Source organism: Caulobacter sp. 10L414 (assembly GCF_056395525.1).
Genome location: NZ_JBFTJR010000061.1, coordinates 12,675 through 29,250, shown reverse-complemented (window position 1 = coordinate 29,250; position 16,576 = coordinate 12,675). Strand labels below are relative to the sequence as shown.

Sequence of the window (16,576 nt, the reverse complement as noted above, 5' to 3'; positions counted from 1 at the left end):
CCTCTGGGGGAGGTGGCCCAAAGGGCCGGAGGGGGCCCGCCGCCAGGCGGGTCAAGCCATCCGCAGCACCTTGGCGATCTGGGCGTCGCTGCGGCGCAGGGCCAGCATGGCCAGGCCCGCGAAGGCCAGCGGGATCGTCGCCCAGGGCGAAAGACCCGCCACCGCCAGACCCGTCGCACCCGCCAGCAGGGCCGACACCACCACCTCGGCCAGGGTGGCGAACCACGAGGCGCCGCGGCGGCGCTTGAAGTCCGCCCGCTTGCCCGGCTTCTGGTGCCAGACGTTGATCAGGCCGCAGGCCCAGGCCGACAGGCCCGCCCCCAGGGCCGTCCACAGGGCGGTGATCGGCGCCAGCCACAGCAGCACCGCCAGCGGTACGGCCAGCAGCAGGGCCACCGGCAGCAGGGCGGCGGCCAGCTTGGCCCGGCGCAGGCTGCGCGTGGCGGCCGGCGAGACGGCCAGCAGGTCGGGGCTTTCCTCGGCCGACAGCGTGATCCAGGCCAGGCTGCCGGCCACCTGGCCGGCCAGGAACACGACCACGCCAGCGCCGCCCGCCAGGGCCGCCCCGCCGTCGCCGTGGCCGGCGTTGCGGCTGAGGATCACGGCCGTCGGCACCAGGTAGAGCACCCGCAGCAGCACCTGCGACAGCAGGCTGGCGTCGCGCAGGATCAGCCGCAGCTCCTTGGCCAGGGTGGCGGCGAAGACGCCGCGGGCGAAGGCGCGGTCGCGGCCCTTCACCGGCCGGGCGGCCGAGGCCTCGGCGCCTTGCGTGGCCGCCGCCGCGTCGGCGAAGCGCTTGCCCAGCGACAGCGCGGCCAGGGCGAAGGCGCCCGCGCCGATCGCCAGCATGACCGCCAGCGGCAGGGGCTCGCCCAGCATCGCCTTCAGCGGCCAGTAGCCGATCGGCGGGATCTTCACCCGGCCCTCGGCGGCCTCGCGCGCCAGCGACTGGAACAGGCTCTCGCTGGCCCGCTCGCCCATCAGCGTGCGGATCTGGCTGACCAGGAAGAAGGCCGCGCCGGTCAGGGCGGCCAGCACCTGGGCCACGGTGCGCGTGCGGCGCGGGCCGATCAGCCGGAACAGCGTCATGGCCAGGGTCAGCCCTGTGGCCGTCGCCAGCAGGGCCAGCGCCGCCAGCACGCCGAACAGGCCCAGCCAATGGGGATGGCCCAGGATGATCGCCGGTCCGAGCAGCGGCGTGACGAAGATCAGGAACACCGTCAGGACGCCTGTCGCCACGCCCAGGGCGCGCACGAACAGCACCGTGCGCGGCGGGATCGGCGAGGAGAACAGCAGGTCCAGGTCGCCGCGCTCGTAAAGCGCCTCGCTGGCCGCCGCCAGGGTCTGGGACAGCATCAGGGTGAAGGCGGTGGCGCAGCAGGCCAGGGCGATGGCGGCCGACAGCGGCACCACCGGCACGTTCAGCCCGCGCAGGGCCAGCCCGATGATCACCCCGCCGGTCAGCATCAGCAGGGCCAGGAGCGAAAGGCCGATCATCGCCCCGACGCCGCCCATGGCCCGCTTGCCGGTCAGCGCGCGGAAGTTCAGCCGCACCTCGTGGGCCAGCAGCCAGGCGACGCCGCCGGGACGCAGCAGGCTCACGCGGGGGCTCCCTCGGCGGTCAGTTGAAGGAAGACGTCCTCCAGGGTGTCGCCGCCGCCCTGCCCGGCCTGCGAGCGCAGGGTGTCGAGCGTGCCCTCGGCCAGCAGCCGCCCGCCGGCGATGATGCCGATGCGGTCGGCCATGCGCTCGGCCACCTCCAGGATGTGGGTGGTCAGGATCACCGTGCCGCCGGCGTCGACGCGGGCCTGCAGCATGTCCTTGACCAGGCGCGCCGAGGCCGCGTCCAGGCCCGTCAGCGGCTCGTCCAGGATCAGCAGCTTGGGATCGTGGATCAGGGCGCCGGCCAGGGCGACCTTCTGCTTCATGCCGCGCGAGAAGCCCTCGCACCGCCGCCTTGCCTCCGACGCCAGCCCCAGGGTCTCCAGCAGCTCCACCGCCCGCGCCTTGGCGTGGCGGGGCTCGACGTTCCACAGGCCGGCGACGAACTCCAGGTACTCCAGCGGCGTGAGGCGGTCGTAGATCATCGCCTCGTCGGGGGCCCAGGCGGTGACCGCCTTGGCCGCGGCCGGATCAGCCAGGGCGTCGACCCCGAAGATGCTGATCGATCCCTTGTCGGGCTTGGTCAGGCCCGCGACCATCCGCAGGGTGGTGGTCTTGCCCGCGCCGTTGGGACCCAGCAGCGCATAGAGCTCGCCCGGGTGCACCGTCAGGTCCAGTTCGCGCACGGCGGGCTTGGAGAAGGTCTTGTCCAGCCCCCGGACGATCAAGGCTTCGGTCACGCTGGCTGCCCCCGTGCAATCACAGCGGGCATGTGATCTCGATTGGGTCGGCCGTGCAAGGAAAGGGTCGTCCCGGACTACGATCCAGACCTACGAACTTCCCGTCATTCCCGCCCTTGTGGCGGGAAACCCTGGCGCAGCTGATACGTGAGGCGCCCGTGGATTGCTTGGCGGTCCGCCCCTCCCGCCCTTGCGACGGACATAGGGGTTCCCGCCACAAGGGCGGGAATGACGTGAGAAGGAGTGACGCCCGCCTTACGCCACCCGCGTCTCGACCTTGACCCCGGCGGTCAGCATCTTGTGCACCGGGCAGGCCTCGGCGATTTCCAGCAGGCGCTGGCGCTGCTCGGCGTCGAGGTCGCCGGAAAGGCTGATCACGCGGTCGAACACGTCGGCCGGAACCTGGCCGGGCAGGCGCCGCCAGGTAGTCTCCACCCGCACCGCGCCCAGGGCCCAGCCCTTGCGCTTGGCGTAGAGGCGCAGCGTCTGGGTCGTGCAGGCCGCCAGGCCCGCGGCGACCAGATCGTGAGGGTTGGGGCCCGTGTCGAGGCCGCCCTCGGAGGGCTTGAGATCGCCGGCCAGCCGCGAGGGACCGGCCGTGACCAGGATCTGCACGCCGCCGTGGCCGCTGTCCTCGGCGATGGCGGAAGGGCGGGCGATGTCGGTCATGGCGAGGATCCTGCGTCTGTCGAGAACGCCAATGTGGCGCCTTGCCCGATCATGCGCTTGGTTGAATCCGCGCGAACGTGAAGGTTCAGGCGGCCGCGCCGGCCCCGACCTTGAACAGGTGCGTGGCGCCGCGCCAGACCTCGACCTCGTTGCAGCCGCGATGCATGTCGAACAGCTCGTTGGCCCGCAGGCGCGCGGCATGGTCGTCGGCGCAGGCCGTGACGTCGAAACGGGGAACCGAGCCGTCGCGCTCGACACAGAAGAAGGTGAACACCTGCATGGGAACGATGCGTCCTCATCAGGCGGGCCGTGTCCATGTTCGATGGGCGGGGCCGCAGCGCCAGCTGACTTCCGCAGCCGGCTCTTGAGAACCCAATATAATGATCGGCGTTCGATTCACCATAGGGGTTCGGTTTCTTAACAGGACTCAGTTGGGGACGAATCCCGCAGCCAGGGAATCCGTCGCCGAGACGGTGGTTCCAATTCCGCGTGAATGCGCTTTCCCTGGGCGTCATCACGCACTAGGTTCGCCAACCTTTCGCAAACGGCGACGTTAAGAGACTCATGGCCGCGCACTATCTCGATTTCGAGCGACCCATCGCCGACCTGGAAGCCAAGATCGAAGAGCTTTCAAAGCTTTCCGAGACGGCTGGCCCTGGCGCGTTCGACAGCGAGATCGGCGCCCTGCGCGAGCGCGTGCAGGTGCTGCGCAAGGAGGCCTATGCCGGCCTCGACGCCTGGCAGAAGACGATGGTCGCCCGCCACCCGCAGCGCCCTCACCTGCGTGATTATGTCGCGGGCCTGATCGACGAGTTCGTCGAGCTGCGCGGCGATCGCAAGTTCGCCGATGACCAGGCGATCGTCGGGGGCCTGGGCCGCTTCCGCGGCATGCCCGTGGTCGTGATGGGCCACGAGAAGGGTTACGACACCACCACCCGCCTCAAGCACAACTTCGGCATGGCCCGCCCCGAAGGCTACCGCAAGGCCGTGCGCCTGATGGACATGGCCGAGCGCTTCAACCTGCCGGTCGTCACCTTCGTCGACACCGCCGGCGCCTATCCGGGCCTGGGCGCCGAAGAGCGCGGCCAGGCCGAGGCCATCGCCCGCTCGACCGAGCGCTGCCTGACCCTGGGCACCCCGATGGTGGCCACCGTCACCGGCGAAGGCGGCTCGGGCGGCGCCATCGCGCTGGCCGGCGCCAACCGCGTGCTGATCCTCGAGCACTCGATCTATTCGGTGATCTCGCCGGAAGGCGCGGCCTCGATCCTGTGGCGCGACGGCGCCCGGGCCAAGGACGCGGCCACCAACATGAAGATCACGGCGCAAGACCTGATCAAGCTGCGCATCGTCGACCGCATCGTCGAGGAACCGGCTGGCGGCGCCCATTCGGATCCCGAGGCCGCCATCAAGGCCGTCGGCGACGCGGTCGAGGACGAGCTGAAGAAGCTGTCGCTGCTGACCCCCGCCGAACTCAAGCGCCAGCGCGCCGAACGCTTCTACGCCATCGGCCGCGAAGGGCTGCAGTAGTCCCTACTCCCGTCAAATCCCCGCGAAAGCGGGGACCCAGGCGTTTTTGTCGTCCAGCGCCACGCGTTTCAGAAAAGGCCTAGGCCCCCGCTTCCGCGGGGGTTTTGCGGTTTCGGGCGTCCCGCAAAATCTTCGGGCGCCATGTCACAAGACCCGCGCCCCTCTCGTCCTGATCCCGAAGGCCCCATGCCGGGGCCATGCCGAGGATCACGACCATGAGCGACGACACCGCCGCCTTCCGCCACGACAAGAACGTTCCCGCCGTCTACCAGGCCTTCATCGCCGCCGAGCAGACGGTCGTGGCGGCCGGGATCGCTCCCCGGCTGGTCCACCTGATCAAGCTGCGCGCCTCGCAGCTCAACGACTGCGCCTTCTGCGTGAAGATGCATTCCAAGGAAGCCCGCGACGACGGCGAGACCAACGAGCGGCTGGATCGCCTGACCGTCTGGCGCCACGTCGCCGACTACACCCCCGCCGAGAAGGCCGCCCTGGCCTGGACCGAGGCGCTGACCCAGCTGCCGGCCAAGGTCGACCTGGCCCCGCTGCGCGCCGACCTGCGCGCCCACTACGGCGAGGCGCAAGCCAGCGCCCTCACCGCCGTCGTGGCGATGATCAACCTGTGGAACCGCCTGGGCGTCTCGGCCCACTGAGCCGGCGTTGAACAACCCGCCATGCGAGGCGTTGCCCAAGCTCCCCCCGCTAGAGGAGACGCCCGCATGGCCCAGACCTTCGAAGACGCACTCGAGACCGTGCTGGCCTGGCTGGAGACCCCGCCGCCGTCGGGCTCTCCCGAGGAGGCCCGCTTCCTGGCGGCGATCGAACGCGTGCTGGCCGAGCCCGACGGATCGGAGGCCAGCGCCGAACAGGCCGCCGCCATCGACGACATCGTCCGCGTCGACGACGACCTGCGAGAGCGCCTCGCCAAACTGGCCGGCGCCCGCCGCAATCCCTTCGGCGACCACCCCGACGGCATCGGCCCGACGCTGGGCATGGACCTGGGAGCCAAGAAGGGAGCTTAGATCCGGCGTCAAACCGGTTCCTCCTCACCGAGCTTCCCCGCGAAGGCGGGGATCCAAGCCGAGTCTGGGCGCGATCCACGTCCGAGCAACTTCCTGAAAGCCAGCTTGGGTCCCCGCCTTCGCGGGGAAGGACGGAGCTGAGACATCAAGGCACGAAAAAGCCCGCCCCGGTCTCCCGGGGCGGGCTTCGTCGTTTCAGGCTCTGTCGAACCCGCCGGTCATCAGACCAGCGAGCCGTGGCACTGCTTGAACTTCTTGCCCGAACCGCAGGGGCAGGCGCCGTTGCGGTTGGTGCGTTCCCAGCCTTCCGGCAGGGACGACACCGGCAGGGCCTCGCGCTGCTCGGGCGACAGGCCTTCGGGGATGGCGCCGGCCACGGCGGCGTTCTCGCCGGTCAGCGGGTCCAGGTGCACCGGGATCAGGTTTTCCGGCGTGTGCAGCGGCTCGGGCTCGGCATAGGCGATCTCGACCGTCATCAGCCAGCGGGTGGTGTTGGTGCGCAGGTCGCCCAGCAGCTTCTCGAACAGGCTGAAGGCTTCGGTCTTGTACTCGTTCAGCGGATCGCGCTGGCCGTAGCCGCGCAGGCCGATGACGTTGCGCAGGTGGTCCAGGTGCATCAGGTGCTCGCGCCACTGCAGATCGATCATCTGCAGCAGGAAGCTCTTTTCCACCTGGCGCATCTGCTCGGGCGTGATGATGACTTCGCGCTGAGCGGCGTACTCGTCGGCGGCCTTGGTGATGCGCTCGCGGAAGGCCTCGTCGTCGACGCCCTCTTCGGAGGCCCATTCCTTCAGCGGCAGGTCCATGCCCAGCACGGCCTGGACGCGTTCATGCAGCCCATCGATGTCCCACTGCTCGGCATAAGCCTTGGGCGGCACGTGGCGGGCGACCAGGTCGTCGATCACGTCGTGGCGCATCTCGTGGATGACTTCCGACAGATCGCTCGATTCCATGAACTCCTGGCGCTGCTCGAACACGGCCTTGCGCTGGTCGTTGACGACGTCGTCGTACTTCAGGAGGTTCTTGCGGATCTCGTAGTTGCGCTGCTCGACGCGGGTCTGGGCCTTGGCGATGGCCGCGTTCAGCCAGCGATGGGTGATCGCCTCGCCGTCCTGGACGCCGAAGGTGCGCATGATCGCGTCCAGGCGCTCGCCGGCGAAGATGCGCAGCAGGTCGTCTTCGCACGACAGGAAGAACTTCGAACGACCCGGGTCGCCCTGACGGCCGGTGCGGCCGCGCAGCTGGTTGTCGATGCGGCGGCTTTCGTGGCGCTCGGTGCCCAGCACGAACAGGCCGCCGGCGGCCAGGGCCGCCTTCTTGGCGTCGGCGATCTCGGCCTCGATCTCGGCGCGATGCTCGGCCTCGGCTTCCGGCGAGACCTCGATGCCCAGGCCCCGTTGCTCGATCTTCCACTTGGACAGGCGCATGTCGATGCTGCCGCCCAGCTGGATGTCGGTGCCGCGACCGGCCATGTTGGTGGCGATGGTCACAGCGCCAGGCACGCCGGCGTCGGCGACGATGCCGGCTTCCTGCTCGTGGAAGCGGGCGTTCAGCACTTGGTGCGGGATGCCCTTGCGCGTCTTGCCTTCGACTTCCCACTCGTAGGTGTCGAGCAGCTTGGACAGCTCTTCGGACTTCTCGATCGACACGGTGCCGACCAGGATCGGCTGGCCGCGCACGTGGCAGTCGGCGATCTGCACCAGGATGGCGCGGTTCTTCTCGGCCTCGGTGCGATAGACCTCGTCGTCGTCGTCGATGCGCTGGATGACGCGGTTGGTCGGGATTTCGCTGACGCCCATCTTGTAGATGTCGTCGAACTCCTGCGCCTCGGTCGAGGCCGTGCCGGTCATGCCCGACAGCTTGGTGTAGAGGCGGAAGTAGTTCTGGATGGTCACCGAGGCCAGGGTCTGGTTCTCGGGCTGGATGTCGGCGCCTTCCTTGGCCTCGATGGCCTGGTGCAGGCCTTCCGACAGGCGGCGGCCGGTCATCATGCGGCCGGTGAACTCGTCGATCAGGACGACTTCGCCGCCCTTGACGATGTAGTCCTTGTCGCGCGTGTACAGCACGTTGGCCCGCAGGGCCTGGTTGACGTGGTGCACGACCGAGATGTTGGCCGCGTCGTAGAGGCCGGCGGTGTCCTCGGCGAGGTGGTTCCCGGCGATCAGGATTTCCTCGATCTTTTCCTGGCCCTCTTCGGTCAGGATGACCTGCTTCTGCTTCTCGTCGTGATCGTAGGTGGTCTTGTCCTTGATCAGCTCCTTAACGAGCAGATCGATGGTCTTGTAGAACTCGCTGCGGTCCTCGGTCGGGCCCGAGATGATCAGCGGGGTGCGGGCTTCGTCGATCAGGATCGAGTCGACTTCGTCGACGATCACGTAGTGGTGGCCGCGCTGGACCATCTCGTTGACGTCGTAGACGAGGTTGTCGCGCAGGTAGTCGAAGCCGAATTCGTTGTTGGTGCCGTAGGTGATGTCGGCGCGGTAGGCGCGCTGGCGATCGCCTTGGCTCAGGCCGTTGACGATGATGCCGTAGGACAGGCCCAGGAAGTTGTAGAGCTGACCCATCCACTCGGCGTCGCGGGTGGCCAGGTAGTCGTTGACGGTGATGACGTGCACGCCCTTGCCGGCCAGCGCGTTCAGGTAGGTCGGCAGGGTGGCGACCAGCGTCTTGCCTTCACCCGTGCGCATTTCGGAGATGCCGCCGAAGTGCAGCACCATGCCGCCGATCATCTGCACGTCGAAGTGGCGCATGCCCAGGGCGCGCTTGGAGCCTTCGCGCACCACGGCGAAGGCTTCGTTGAGGATGTCGTCGAGGGTCTCGCCCTTTTCCAGGCGGTCCTTGAATTCCTGGGTCTTGGCCTTCAGCGCCTCGTCCGACAGCGCGGCCATCTGGGGCTCGAGCGCGTTGATCTTGGCGACGCGGCCGTGAAGCGACTTCACCTTGCGTTCGTTGGAGGAACCGAAGAGCTTTTTGGCGAAGCCGAGCATGCAGAAAGGATCCGGAGCGAGAACTTAGTGTGGCCGGCGCTAAGGCTTTATCGGCCTTCACTACGGTAATGACGGTGCGCCGAGATCGTAGAACCCCTGAAAACGGCGCGCGCGCGAGACTTAAGCACCGCCCCTCCCAGTGTCAACGCGAGGCCAGGCCCGCCGGGGCGTCGAAAAGCCCGATAGGCCAAGCTTTCACCCGCTGCGCGAAACCCGTTCGGCGGCGATGCAAACCCTCATTGCGCCGCGCGGTTCCGAGAACCGTATCCTCGCGCGCGAAGTTTAGAGGGCCAAGCCTTCCGAAACGGCTTTCCCTTTGGCCTGACGCGCTCTAGAGCGCATTTCATATGACCAGCGGAGATCCGCGCCCGATGAACCCCGTCCGTAATCCTCGCTCGCTCCTGACGGCCGCCGTGCTCGGCCTGGCGCTGCTGGTCGCCGCCTGCGGCCGCGGCGGCGTCGACGAGCGCCCGCCAGAGCCGGGCGACACGGCCGTCGCGCGGGTCGACGGCCACGCCGTCTGGGCCTCGGACGTCAAGCGCGAGGCGGTGGCCCAGGGCCTGATCGGCGAGGGCGAGCCGCTGGACGTCTCGTCCGACCTGTTCCGCCGCGTCCTCGACGAGGTCATCGACCAGAAGCTGCTGGCCGCCGAGGCCATCGAGCGCAAGCTCGACAAGGATCCCGTGGCCCAGCGCCGCCTGGCCGCCGCCCGCGAACGCATCCTGGGCGACATGCTGGTCGAGGGCATGGTCGAGAAGGCCGTCACCGAGGACAACATCCGCGGCCTCTACGGCGAGCAGCAGAAGCTGACCAAGCAGTCCGAGGAGATCCGCGCCCGCCAGATCCTGGTGCCCACCCAGGCGGAAGCCGAAAGCGTCAAGAAGCTGCTGGCGACCGGCGCCTCGTTCGACGCCCTGGCCATGGAACGCTCCAAGGACGAGGCCACCCGCTTCAAGGGCGGCGACCTCGACTACTTCACCGTCGACATCATGCCCGATCCCTACGCCGTGGCCCTGAAGGACGCCAAGAAGGGCGACCTCGTCGGTCCGTTCGCCATCAACGGCGGCTGGGTGGTGATGCGCGTCGAGGACAAGCGCCAGGAAGCGCCGATGAGCCTGGAGGAAGCCCGTCCGCAGATCGTGCGTTTCCTCACCTACGATCAGGTCCGCGACCTGCTGGAGAAACTGCGCGGCGGCGCCAAGGTGGAGATGCTGGTCGGCAAGGGCCAGGACATCCCCGGCGCCCCGCAGGAGCCGGCCTCTGCGCCGCCGGGCGGCGGCGAGCCCGCCCCCAGCTCCGACCTCGACAACGCCCCGCCCGCCTCGGCTCCGGCCCAGAACTCGGTCCAGAAGAAATGACCCGCAAGCCCACCACGACCTCGACCGACAAGGCCGCCCAGAACGCCAAGGCCCCGACCAAGGCCAAGGCCAAGGCTGCGCCGAAAGCCGCCGAGAAGGCGCCGACCACCGCCACCCCCGCCGAGATCGTCGGCCAGGTCGGTGCCACGGTCGGCCACGCGCTGGACCGCGCCCTCGACCCGCTGGCCTCGGCCCTGAAGCGCGCCGGCCTGCGCCGCGCCCAGAAGTCGGCCGGCGAGACGCCCGCTCAGGCCGCGCCCGTCGTCGCCCCGCCGCCGGTCGCCCCGGGCAAGCCGGGCCTGGCCGTCTCGCCGCTGGTCGTGCCGTTCCCGGTCATCCCGCCGATCGCCGGGGTCGAGATCGCCACCGGCCGCGCCGGCTTCTACAAGCACGAGCGCCCCGACCTGCTGCTGATGCGCTTCGCCGAGGGCACCTCGGGCGCGGGCGTCTTCACCCGCCACGGCGTCGGCTCGGCCCCGGTCGACTGGTGCAAGCGCCAGCTGGCCGCCAGCGGCGGCGCCGACGTGCGCGCCCTGGTGGTCAACGCCGGCTGCGCCAACAGCTTCACCGGCAAGCCCGGCGCCGACGCCGTGCGCCGCGTGGCCACGGCCGTGGGCAAGCGCTTCGACTGCCGCCAGCGCGACGTGATGATGGCCTCGACCGGCGTCATCGGCGTGATCCTCGACGACAGCAAGATCACCTCGAACCTGCGCGAGGTGGAAACCCGCCTCACCGCCGACGGCTGGGCCCAGGCGGCCTCGGCCATCATGACCACCGACACCTTCCCGAAGGGCGCCTACGCGACCGCGATGATCGACGGCCACGAGGTCAAGATCGCCGGCATCGCCAAGGGCTCGGGCATGATCGCGCCCGACATGGCCACCATGCTGGCCTTCGTGGCCACCGACGCAGCCATCGCGCCCGCCGCCCTGCAGACCCTGGTCTCGCTCTACACCCGCACCACCTTCAACTGCGTGACGGTGGACGGCGACCGCTCGACCAACGACACCCTGCTGCTCTTCGCCACCGGCCAGTCGTCGGCGCCGAAGATCGCACGCGCCGGCGACAAGCGCCTGGCCGACTTCCGCGAAAAGCTGGAAGGCGTGCTGCTGGATCTCGCCATGCAGCTGGTCCGCGACGGCGAAGGCGCCACCAAGTTCGTCAAGATCACCGTCAACGGCGCCGAGAGCCCGCTGTCGGCTCGCAAGATCGCCCGCACCATCGCCGAGAGCCCGCTGGTCAAGACCGCCTTCGCCGGCGAGGACGCCAACTGGGGCCGCATCGTCATGGCCGTCGGCCGCGCCGACGAGCCGGTCAACCGCGAGAAGATCAGCGTCCGCTTCGGCGAGCTCTACGCCGCCCGCGACGGCCTGGTCTCGGCCGAGTACGACGAGGCGGCCATGAGCGCCTACATGAAGAACCAGGAGCTCGAGGTCACCGTCGAGGTCGGCGTCGGCAAGGGCAGCTCCACGGTGTGGACCTGCGACCTGACCAAGCAGTACGTGGCCATCAACGGCGACTACCGGTCGTAGGGATCTCCCCGCCACTTCCAAATCCGTAAAACCCCCGCGAAAGCGGGGGCCCAGGCTTTTTATCGTCGAGCGCTGCGCGTTTCAGAAAACACCTGGGTCCCCGCTTTCGAGGGGATTTTACGGAAGTGGTGGGACCGCGGTGAATGGGGCTTCTCTCTCTGCTCGCTTCTCGCGCACCTAGGCGAGCAACCTAGACCACCGCCTCGCAGCGGCCGTCGCGGACGATGAAGTCGAAGACCTGGTCCAAGCCAGGCGTGACGTAGCCGATGTGGCAGGAGGCGGTCTGGCGATCGGCGAACGACACCTGGATCTCGCCATGCCCTTCGCACCTGGCGGGCTGGACGCCGGTGAAGCGGTCCCCCGACCTGGAAAGCGGAACCTGCCGGCCGCACAGCCGAAGCTCGGCGCCGATCACCTCGCCGTCGGCGACACGCACGTCGAAGCGGTTCGACGCCCTCTCGCAGGCGCTCAGGCCGAGCAGCGCGAGCAGGACGATCTTCTTCATGGCGTCACCTTGGCTGACGTTTCGAACGTGAAAGCTCGCCTAGAGCCGATCCAGCCTGGCGCTGCGCATCGTCTCGTGCGGCTTCGACGGCCGGCCGCGGGTCATGCGCAGCGTCGCCATCGTCGCCAGCAAGGCCAGACCGACGCCGCCGGCCGTAGCGCAGGCCAGCGCGATCAACACGGCGTCGCCGCGCGGCTCCTGGCTCCAGTAGGCCCCGTGGGCGTGGTTCTGGTCGAGCACATAGATCCGGCCGTGGATCAGATGCTGCGCCAGGTTCCAGCCGTTCCAGCCCAGGGTCAGCAGCGCGACCCCGGCAAGCGCGAACCACTCCATGGCGTCGCGATCGGAGATCGCGTGCAGTTGGTCCAGCAACTTCCTTCGCCCCGCCACTCTCACCCCCGCTGACCAGACCCGCGATGGCGGCCACGCCCGGCCACCCCATATGCCGGAAAGATCGACGCCTCCACACGCCACCCTCGCCCGCCCGATCTTCACAGCCCCGATCTTCACAGCAAAGAGCCCGACATGAAAATCCTCATCGTCCTGACCTCGCACGACGCCCTCGGCGACACCGGCAAGAAGACCGGCTTCTGGCTGGAGGAGCTGGCCGCGCCCTACTACGTGTTCAAGGACGCCGGCGCCGACCTCGTCCTGGCCTCGCCGGCGGGCGGCCAACCGCCGCTCGATCCCAAGAGCGACCTGCCCGACTTCCAGACCGACGCGACCCGCCGGTTCCAGGCCGACGAGGCCGCGCTGGCGGCCCTGACCCAGACCGTTCCGCTGGCCGACGTGAACGCCGCCGACTTCGACGCGGTGTTCTATCCCGGCGGCCATGGCCCGCTGTGGGACCTGGCCGAGTCCCCCGTCTCGGTCGCCCTGATCGAGGCCTTCGACCGCGCCGGCAAGCCCCAGGCCCTGGTCTGCCACGCCCCCGGCGCCCTGCGCCACGTCAAGGCCGCCGACGGCCGCCCGCTGGTGGCCGGCCGCAAGGTCACCGGCTTCACCAACGGCGAGGAGGACGCCGTCGAACTGACGAACATCGTGCCGTTCCTGGTCGAGGACATGCTGAAAGCCAATGGCGGCCTCTACGAGAAAGGCCCCGACTGGGCGCCCCACGTCGTCGAGGACGGCGACCTGATCACCGGCCAGAACCCCGCCAGCAGCGACGCCGTCGCCCACGCCCTGGTCAAGCGCCTGGCAGCGCAGGCCTGAAAACTGCCAACCGTAAAATCCCCGCGAAAGCGGGGGTTTTACGAGGGAAGGCGAACAGAGACCGCCTCAACCCTGCTCGCCGTCGCGCAAGGCGACCTCGAAGAATGGCAGCAACTCGCGATAGGTCTCCAGGAACAGGTTGTCTCCTCGGTGAGCCGAGCCTCGAAACGCCATGAAGAGCTCGTTGCGCAGGTCTTCGAGCGACAGGCGTCTCCTGGAGGTCGCGGCTTCGGCGGCCGCCTCGAAGGTTCCGAAATGATCGTAGCCGTTGAAACTCATGGCGAACACGGCGACCGCCTTGCGATCGTCGGGGTAGGGCAGGTCCTCGATAAGCATCACCTCCCCCCCTGCTCGCTGCGGGCCCGTATGTCGGCCAGCGTGTGGTCGACCAGCAGCACGCCGTCCTCCCACACCGTGACCATGGCGTCGGTCCAGCCCTGCGGCGCGGCCTCGCCCTCGGCCACCGCGACCGTGCGATACTCGCCCGCCGCGTTCCGCTGCAGCATCAGCCGCCCGGCCTTGGAGCGCTTGCCCGGATCGGTGACCGGGTTCTTGCTGACGTCGATCCACGCCCCGTCGACCTTGGCCGCCGAGCACTTCAGCGCGAAGCGCTGGGTGTCGCGGTCCAGTTGCTGCAAGAGGCCGCCGCCCATGCCGAAGGCCAGGTTCTCGGCGCTGAAACCGTCGGCGATCACGCGGTCGAGGATGGCGGCGATGCTGACCGGATTGACCCCGTCGCCCTGGATCACCCGCACGTGGTTCAGCACCTTGAAGCCCTTGGCGTTCACCGTGCTGCCGAAGGCTTCGTCCAGGCGCCTCAAGGTCTCGGCGACGATCTCGACGGGGTCGCCGGAGTCGGGGCGGATCACCACCGTCGCGCCGCTGGCGATCACCGCCTCGCGCAGTTCCTGGCCCCAGATGCGGCTGACGGCGTCGAACAGGTCGTAGCTGTCGGACACCACCGAGAACAGGCCGCCCGGCTTGCCGAAGCTCGTCAGCATGTTGCGATAGGCGTCGGCCTCGCGATCGCGGCCCCAGCTGGTGATGGTGCTGTGCTCGGCGGCCGGGATCGAGAAGGCCGCCATCGGCTCGTTGTACCAGGCCCGTCCCGCCTGGACGGCGGCCAGGGTGTCGCTGCCCAGGAAGTTGACGAGGTGGGCCAGGCCCCCGATCGCCGCGCTCTGCTGGCTGGAGACGCCCCGCGCCCCGAAGTCGTGCAGCTTGAACGGCAGCTGGCCCTCGGGATCGTCGCAGGTCTTTTCCAGCGCCGCCCGAAGGGTCTGCTTGACGCCCCAGCTGATAGTGGCGACGGTGACCGGATACCAGACCCGCAGCAGCAGGGTCTCCAGGTAGGACGGCAGCCAGAAGCAGTCCGGGTCGGTGTTCTCGATGGTCATCAGCGCCTGGTGCGTGGGAACCACCGCCCCCTCGGGCACGGCGCGGATACGCACCGGCAGGCGCCCGCCGTGCACGTCGACGATCCGCCGCCAGCCGGCCTCGTTGAAGGGCTCGCCATGCGCGGCCAGAAGCTGCGCGGCCTCGTCGACCATGGCGTGGGTCACGGGCCTGGCCAGGGCCGTCTTCAGGATCGCCTGCAGCCCGAAGAAGACCGTGCGGTCGTAGCGCCCGCCCCGGCTCTCCACATAGAAGAACGCGCCCGTGGTCCTGGGCGGATACTGCAGCCAGTGGCTGGCCTTGTAGCTGTCGGTGTCGAGGATCAGGTTGTCGAACATTGGGGGCGCCTCGCACCGTCGGCGCACGCCCGACCACGCCCATGCTAGTGGCGCGCGTCCTGCGTTGTCAGCCCCCGCGTGCAGGCCGGGTGCAGGAGGTAAGGATTGTCGGCGCACGCCCCCTTGCGCCCCTGGACCAACGCGCGGGACCAGCCCAACCTCGGGCGCGTGTTCGGGGGAACGTCCAAGGGCCGACGAAGCTACATGCTGGTGCAGGGCGGCGCGGCGATCGTGACCGGCCTGCAGACGACGGCCGGCCTCATCTCGTGCATCGCGCCCTACTTCGACGAGTTCGAGGAGGATCCGAGCGAGATGGCCAGCACGCTGGGCACGGTGCTGGTCATCCTCGGCGCGCTGACCCTCGGCTACGCCCTCAACACCTTCTCCCGGCGCGACAAGAACCGCCCGCTGCGCATCGCCGCCAACCTGGCCAGCGGCGTCGGCCTGCTGATGGCGCTATGGTTCCTCTGCTTGGTGTTTCGGTTCACGCACGAGCCCGGAGCGCTCGCGCCCCTCGTGGTCCTCGTGGCCCTGGCGGCGCACGGCGTGCTGGGCCGTCCCGTTTCGAGCGAGGGCGAGCGGCGGATGGCGCGCCGGCCGCCCCTCAGCCTGCCCGATCCTCAGAGCCCGTAGAGCGCCGCGTACTCGGCATCCTTGGCGGCGATCTGGCGGGCGCAGTCGACCATCACCTTGGCCTGTTTCCAGGTGGCGTCGTCCTGCATCTTGCCGTCGATCATCGCCACGCCCGAGCCGTCGGGCATGGCCTCCAGGATGCGCCTGGCGAAGGCCACCTCGGCGGGGTCGGGACTGAACACGCTCTTGGCGATGGCGATCTGGCTGGGATGCAGGCTCCAGGCCCCCGCGCACCCCATCAGGAAGGCGTTGCGGAACTGCTGCTCGCAGGCGACCGGATCATCGATGGCCCCGAACGGACCGTAGAACGGCTTGACGCCATGGGCGGCGCAGGCGTCGACCATCTTGGCGAAGGTGTAGTGCCAGAGGTCCTGCTGCACGCTGACGCGGGGCGAACCGTCCGCATGCGGATCTTCTATGACGCGATAGCCCGGATGGCCGCCGCCGACCCGCGTCGTCTTCATCGCCCGGCTGGCGGCCAGGTCGGCCGGGCCCAGCGAAATCCCCTGCATGCGCGGGCTGGCGCCGGCGATCTGCTCGACGTTCATCACCCCTTCGGCCGTCTCCAGGATGGCGTGCAGCAGGATCGGCCGGGTGACGCCGTGCTTGGCCTCCAGCGAGGCCAGCAGCTGGTCGATGTAGAAGATGTCCCACGGCCCCTCGACCTTGGGGACCATGATGACGTCGATCTTGTCGCCCGCCTTCTCGACCAGGGTCGCCACCTCATCGAGATGCCAGGGCGAATTGAGGCAGTTGATCCGCACCCACAGGCCAACGCCCAGGGCCGCAAAGTCGACCTCGCGGGACATCGCGATGGTCCCGGCAAGAGCCGCGCCCTTGGCGTCGGCGGGGATGGCGTCTTCCAGATTGGCCAGGATCACGTCGACCGTTGGGGCGATCTCGCCGACCTTGGCCCTCACCTTCTCCAGGTGCGGCGGCACGAAGTGGATCATCCGCTCGACCCGGGCGGGAAGCTCCCGCCACGGCGCCGGGGCGCCGATGGCCAGGGGTTTGAAGAAGCCTCGGGCGGTCTTCATGCGCGTCTTCCCTAGTGCTTAT

17 protein-coding genes are annotated in these 16,576 nt (G+C 69.1%); 7 read left to right on the top strand and 10 right to left on the bottom strand.

Annotated features, from left to right (window positions below; all coding sequences use genetic code 11):
* Positions 1–51: 51 nt before the first annotated feature.
* The 4 genes from AC1DCG_RS20495 to AC1DCG_RS20480 all read right to left on the bottom strand — a co-directional run bounded on the left by AC1DCG_RS20495 (position 52) and on the right by AC1DCG_RS20480 (position 3,291).
* Positions 52–1,602: a hypothetical protein gene (locus AC1DCG_RS20495; RefSeq protein ID WP_477030450.1), complete on the bottom strand. Its 1,551-nt coding sequence runs from the start codon at positions 1,600–1,602 to the stop codon at positions 52–54.
* Positions 1,599–2,342, bottom strand: a complete 744-nt coding sequence (locus AC1DCG_RS20490) for an ATP-binding cassette domain-containing protein (protein WP_165258228.1) — start codon at positions 2,340–2,342, stop codon at positions 1,599–1,601. Before AC1DCG_RS20490 ends, AC1DCG_RS20495 begins: the two co-directional genes overlap by 4 nt.
* Positions 2,343–2,597: 255 nt before the next feature.
* Complete coding sequence (locus AC1DCG_RS20485) at positions 2,598–3,011, bottom strand: OsmC family protein (protein WP_205691578.1); 414 nt, start codon at positions 3,009–3,011, stop codon at positions 2,598–2,600.
* 85 nt (positions 3,012–3,096) lie between these two features.
* Complete coding sequence (locus AC1DCG_RS20480; RefSeq protein WP_058350467.1) at positions 3,097–3,291, bottom strand: hypothetical protein; 195 nt, start codon at positions 3,289–3,291, stop codon at positions 3,097–3,099.
* A gap of 284 nt (positions 3,292–3,575) precedes the next feature.
* Here AC1DCG_RS20480 and AC1DCG_RS20475 point away from each other — a divergent pair, with 284 nt between their 5' ends.
* The 3 genes from AC1DCG_RS20475 (at position 3,576) to AC1DCG_RS20465 (ending at position 5,557) form a co-directional block, all read left to right on the top strand.
* Positions 3,576–4,538 carry an acetyl-CoA carboxylase carboxyltransferase subunit alpha gene (locus tag AC1DCG_RS20475; RefSeq protein ID WP_058350468.1) on the top strand — a complete coding sequence of 321 codons (963 nt, stop codon included), beginning with the start codon at positions 3,576–3,578 and terminating at the stop codon, positions 4,536–4,538.
* Between the two features lie 215 nt (positions 4,539–4,753).
* The gene (locus AC1DCG_RS20470) at positions 4,754–5,188 is read left to right on the top strand and encodes a carboxymuconolactone decarboxylase family protein (protein WP_477030449.1); all 435 of its coding nucleotides are present in this window, start codon (positions 4,754–4,756) and stop codon (positions 5,186–5,188) included.
* Positions 5,189–5,254: 66 nt separating this feature from the next.
* Positions 5,255–5,557 (top strand): hypothetical protein, encoded by a 303-nt coding sequence (locus AC1DCG_RS20465; protein WP_477030448.1) that lies wholly within the window; start codon positions 5,255–5,257, stop codon positions 5,555–5,557.
* Positions 5,558–5,778: 221 nt separating this feature from the next.
* Here AC1DCG_RS20465 and secA read toward each other — a convergent pair whose 3' ends face one another.
* Complete coding sequence (gene secA / locus AC1DCG_RS20460) at positions 5,779–8,544, bottom strand: preprotein translocase subunit SecA (RefSeq protein WP_165258238.1); 2,766 nt, start codon at positions 8,542–8,544, stop codon at positions 5,779–5,781.
* A gap of 371 nt (positions 8,545–8,915) precedes the next feature.
* On the opposite strand from secA, the gene AC1DCG_RS20455 reads away from it, so the two are divergent.
* Complete coding sequence (locus AC1DCG_RS20455) at positions 8,916–9,902, top strand: peptidylprolyl isomerase (RefSeq protein WP_477030447.1); 987 nt, start codon at positions 8,916–8,918, stop codon at positions 9,900–9,902.
* 125 nt (positions 9,903–10,027) lie between these two features.
* A complete protein-coding gene (gene argJ, locus AC1DCG_RS20450; RefSeq protein WP_477030453.1) occupies positions 10,028–11,434 on the top strand; it encodes a bifunctional glutamate N-acetyltransferase/amino-acid acetyltransferase ArgJ in 1,407 nt (468 codons plus the stop codon).
* A 190-nt stretch (positions 11,435–11,624) separates the two neighbouring features.
* On the opposite strand, the gene AC1DCG_RS20445 is transcribed toward argJ, so the two are convergent.
* Positions 11,625–11,939, bottom strand: coding sequence for a hypothetical protein (locus AC1DCG_RS20445; RefSeq protein WP_477030446.1), 315 nt, complete (start codon positions 11,937–11,939; stop codon positions 11,625–11,627).
* Between the two features lie 39 nt (positions 11,940–11,978).
* The gene (locus AC1DCG_RS20440) at positions 11,979–12,311 is read right to left on the bottom strand and encodes a hypothetical protein (RefSeq protein ID WP_477030445.1); all 333 of its coding nucleotides are present in this window, start codon (positions 12,309–12,311) and stop codon (positions 11,979–11,981) included.
* A gap of 153 nt (positions 12,312–12,464) precedes the next feature.
* Here AC1DCG_RS20440 and AC1DCG_RS20435 point away from each other — a divergent pair, with 153 nt between their 5' ends.
* Positions 12,465–13,151, top strand: a complete 687-nt coding sequence (locus AC1DCG_RS20435) for a type 1 glutamine amidotransferase domain-containing protein (RefSeq protein WP_477030444.1) — start codon at positions 12,465–12,467, stop codon at positions 13,149–13,151.
* 66 nt (positions 13,152–13,217) lie between these two features.
* Here the strand turns inward: AC1DCG_RS20435 and AC1DCG_RS20430 are convergent, their stop codons facing one another.
* Both AC1DCG_RS20430 and AC1DCG_RS20425 read right to left on the bottom strand, forming a co-directional pair.
* Positions 13,218–13,487 carry a hypothetical protein gene (locus AC1DCG_RS20430; RefSeq protein WP_477036953.1) on the bottom strand — a complete coding sequence of 90 codons (270 nt, stop codon included), beginning with the start codon at positions 13,485–13,487 and terminating at the stop codon, positions 13,218–13,220.
* Complete coding sequence (locus tag AC1DCG_RS20425) at positions 13,487–14,884, bottom strand: nicotinate phosphoribosyltransferase (RefSeq protein ID WP_477030442.1); 1,398 nt, start codon at positions 14,882–14,884, stop codon at positions 13,487–13,489. The genes AC1DCG_RS20430 and AC1DCG_RS20425 overlap by 1 nt, the downstream gene beginning before the upstream one ends.
* Positions 14,885–14,989: 105 nt before the next feature.
* On the opposite strand from AC1DCG_RS20425, the gene AC1DCG_RS20420 reads away from it, so the two are divergent.
* Positions 14,990–15,517 carry a hypothetical protein gene (locus AC1DCG_RS20420; protein ID WP_477030441.1) on the top strand — a complete coding sequence of 176 codons (528 nt, stop codon included), beginning with the start codon at positions 14,990–14,992 and terminating at the stop codon, positions 15,515–15,517.
* On the opposite strand, the gene AC1DCG_RS20415 is transcribed toward AC1DCG_RS20420, so the two are convergent.
* Positions 15,505–16,554 carry an HpcH/HpaI aldolase/citrate lyase family protein gene (locus AC1DCG_RS20415; RefSeq protein WP_477030440.1) on the bottom strand — a complete coding sequence of 350 codons (1,050 nt, stop codon included), beginning with the start codon at positions 16,552–16,554 and terminating at the stop codon, positions 15,505–15,507. The genes AC1DCG_RS20420 and AC1DCG_RS20415 overlap by 13 nt on opposite strands.
* Positions 16,555–16,576 lie beyond the last annotated feature (22 nt).

Coding starts and splice junctions, on each gene's coding strand:
- AC1DCG_RS20465 (WP_477030448.1), top strand. CDS start 5,255: ATGGCCCAGACCTTCGAAGACGCACTCGAGACCGTGCTGGCCTGGCTG.
- AC1DCG_RS20425 (WP_477030442.1), bottom strand. CDS start 14,884: ATGTTCGACAACCTGATCCTCGACACCGACAGCTACAAGGCCAGCCAC.
- AC1DCG_RS20445 (WP_477030446.1), bottom strand. CDS start 11,939: ATGAAGAAGATCGTCCTGCTCGCGCTGCTCGGCCTGAGCGCCTGCGAG.
- AC1DCG_RS20435 (WP_477030444.1), top strand. CDS start 12,465: ATGAAAATCCTCATCGTCCTGACCTCGCACGACGCCCTCGGCGACACC.
- AC1DCG_RS20485 (WP_205691578.1), bottom strand. CDS start 3,011: ATGACCGACATCGCCCGCCCTTCCGCCATCGCCGAGGACAGCGGCCAC.
- AC1DCG_RS20480 (WP_058350467.1), bottom strand. CDS start 3,291: ATGCAGGTGTTCACCTTCTTCTGTGTCGAGCGCGACGGCTCGGTTCCC.
- AC1DCG_RS20470 (WP_477030449.1), top strand. CDS start 4,754: ATGAGCGACGACACCGCCGCCTTCCGCCACGACAAGAACGTTCCCGCC.
- AC1DCG_RS20475 (WP_058350468.1), top strand. CDS start 3,576: ATGGCCGCGCACTATCTCGATTTCGAGCGACCCATCGCCGACCTGGAA.
- AC1DCG_RS20430 (WP_477036953.1), bottom strand. CDS start 13,487: ATGCTTATCGAGGACCTGCCCTACCCCGACGATCGCAAGGCGGTCGCC.
- secA (WP_165258238.1), bottom strand. CDS start 8,544: ATGCTCGGCTTCGCCAAAAAGCTCTTCGGTTCCTCCAACGAACGCAAG.
- AC1DCG_RS20455 (WP_477030447.1), top strand. CDS start 8,916: ATGAACCCCGTCCGTAATCCTCGCTCGCTCCTGACGGCCGCCGTGCTC.
- AC1DCG_RS20415 (WP_477030440.1), bottom strand. CDS start 16,554: ATGAAGACCGCCCGAGGCTTCTTCAAACCCCTGGCCATCGGCGCCCCG.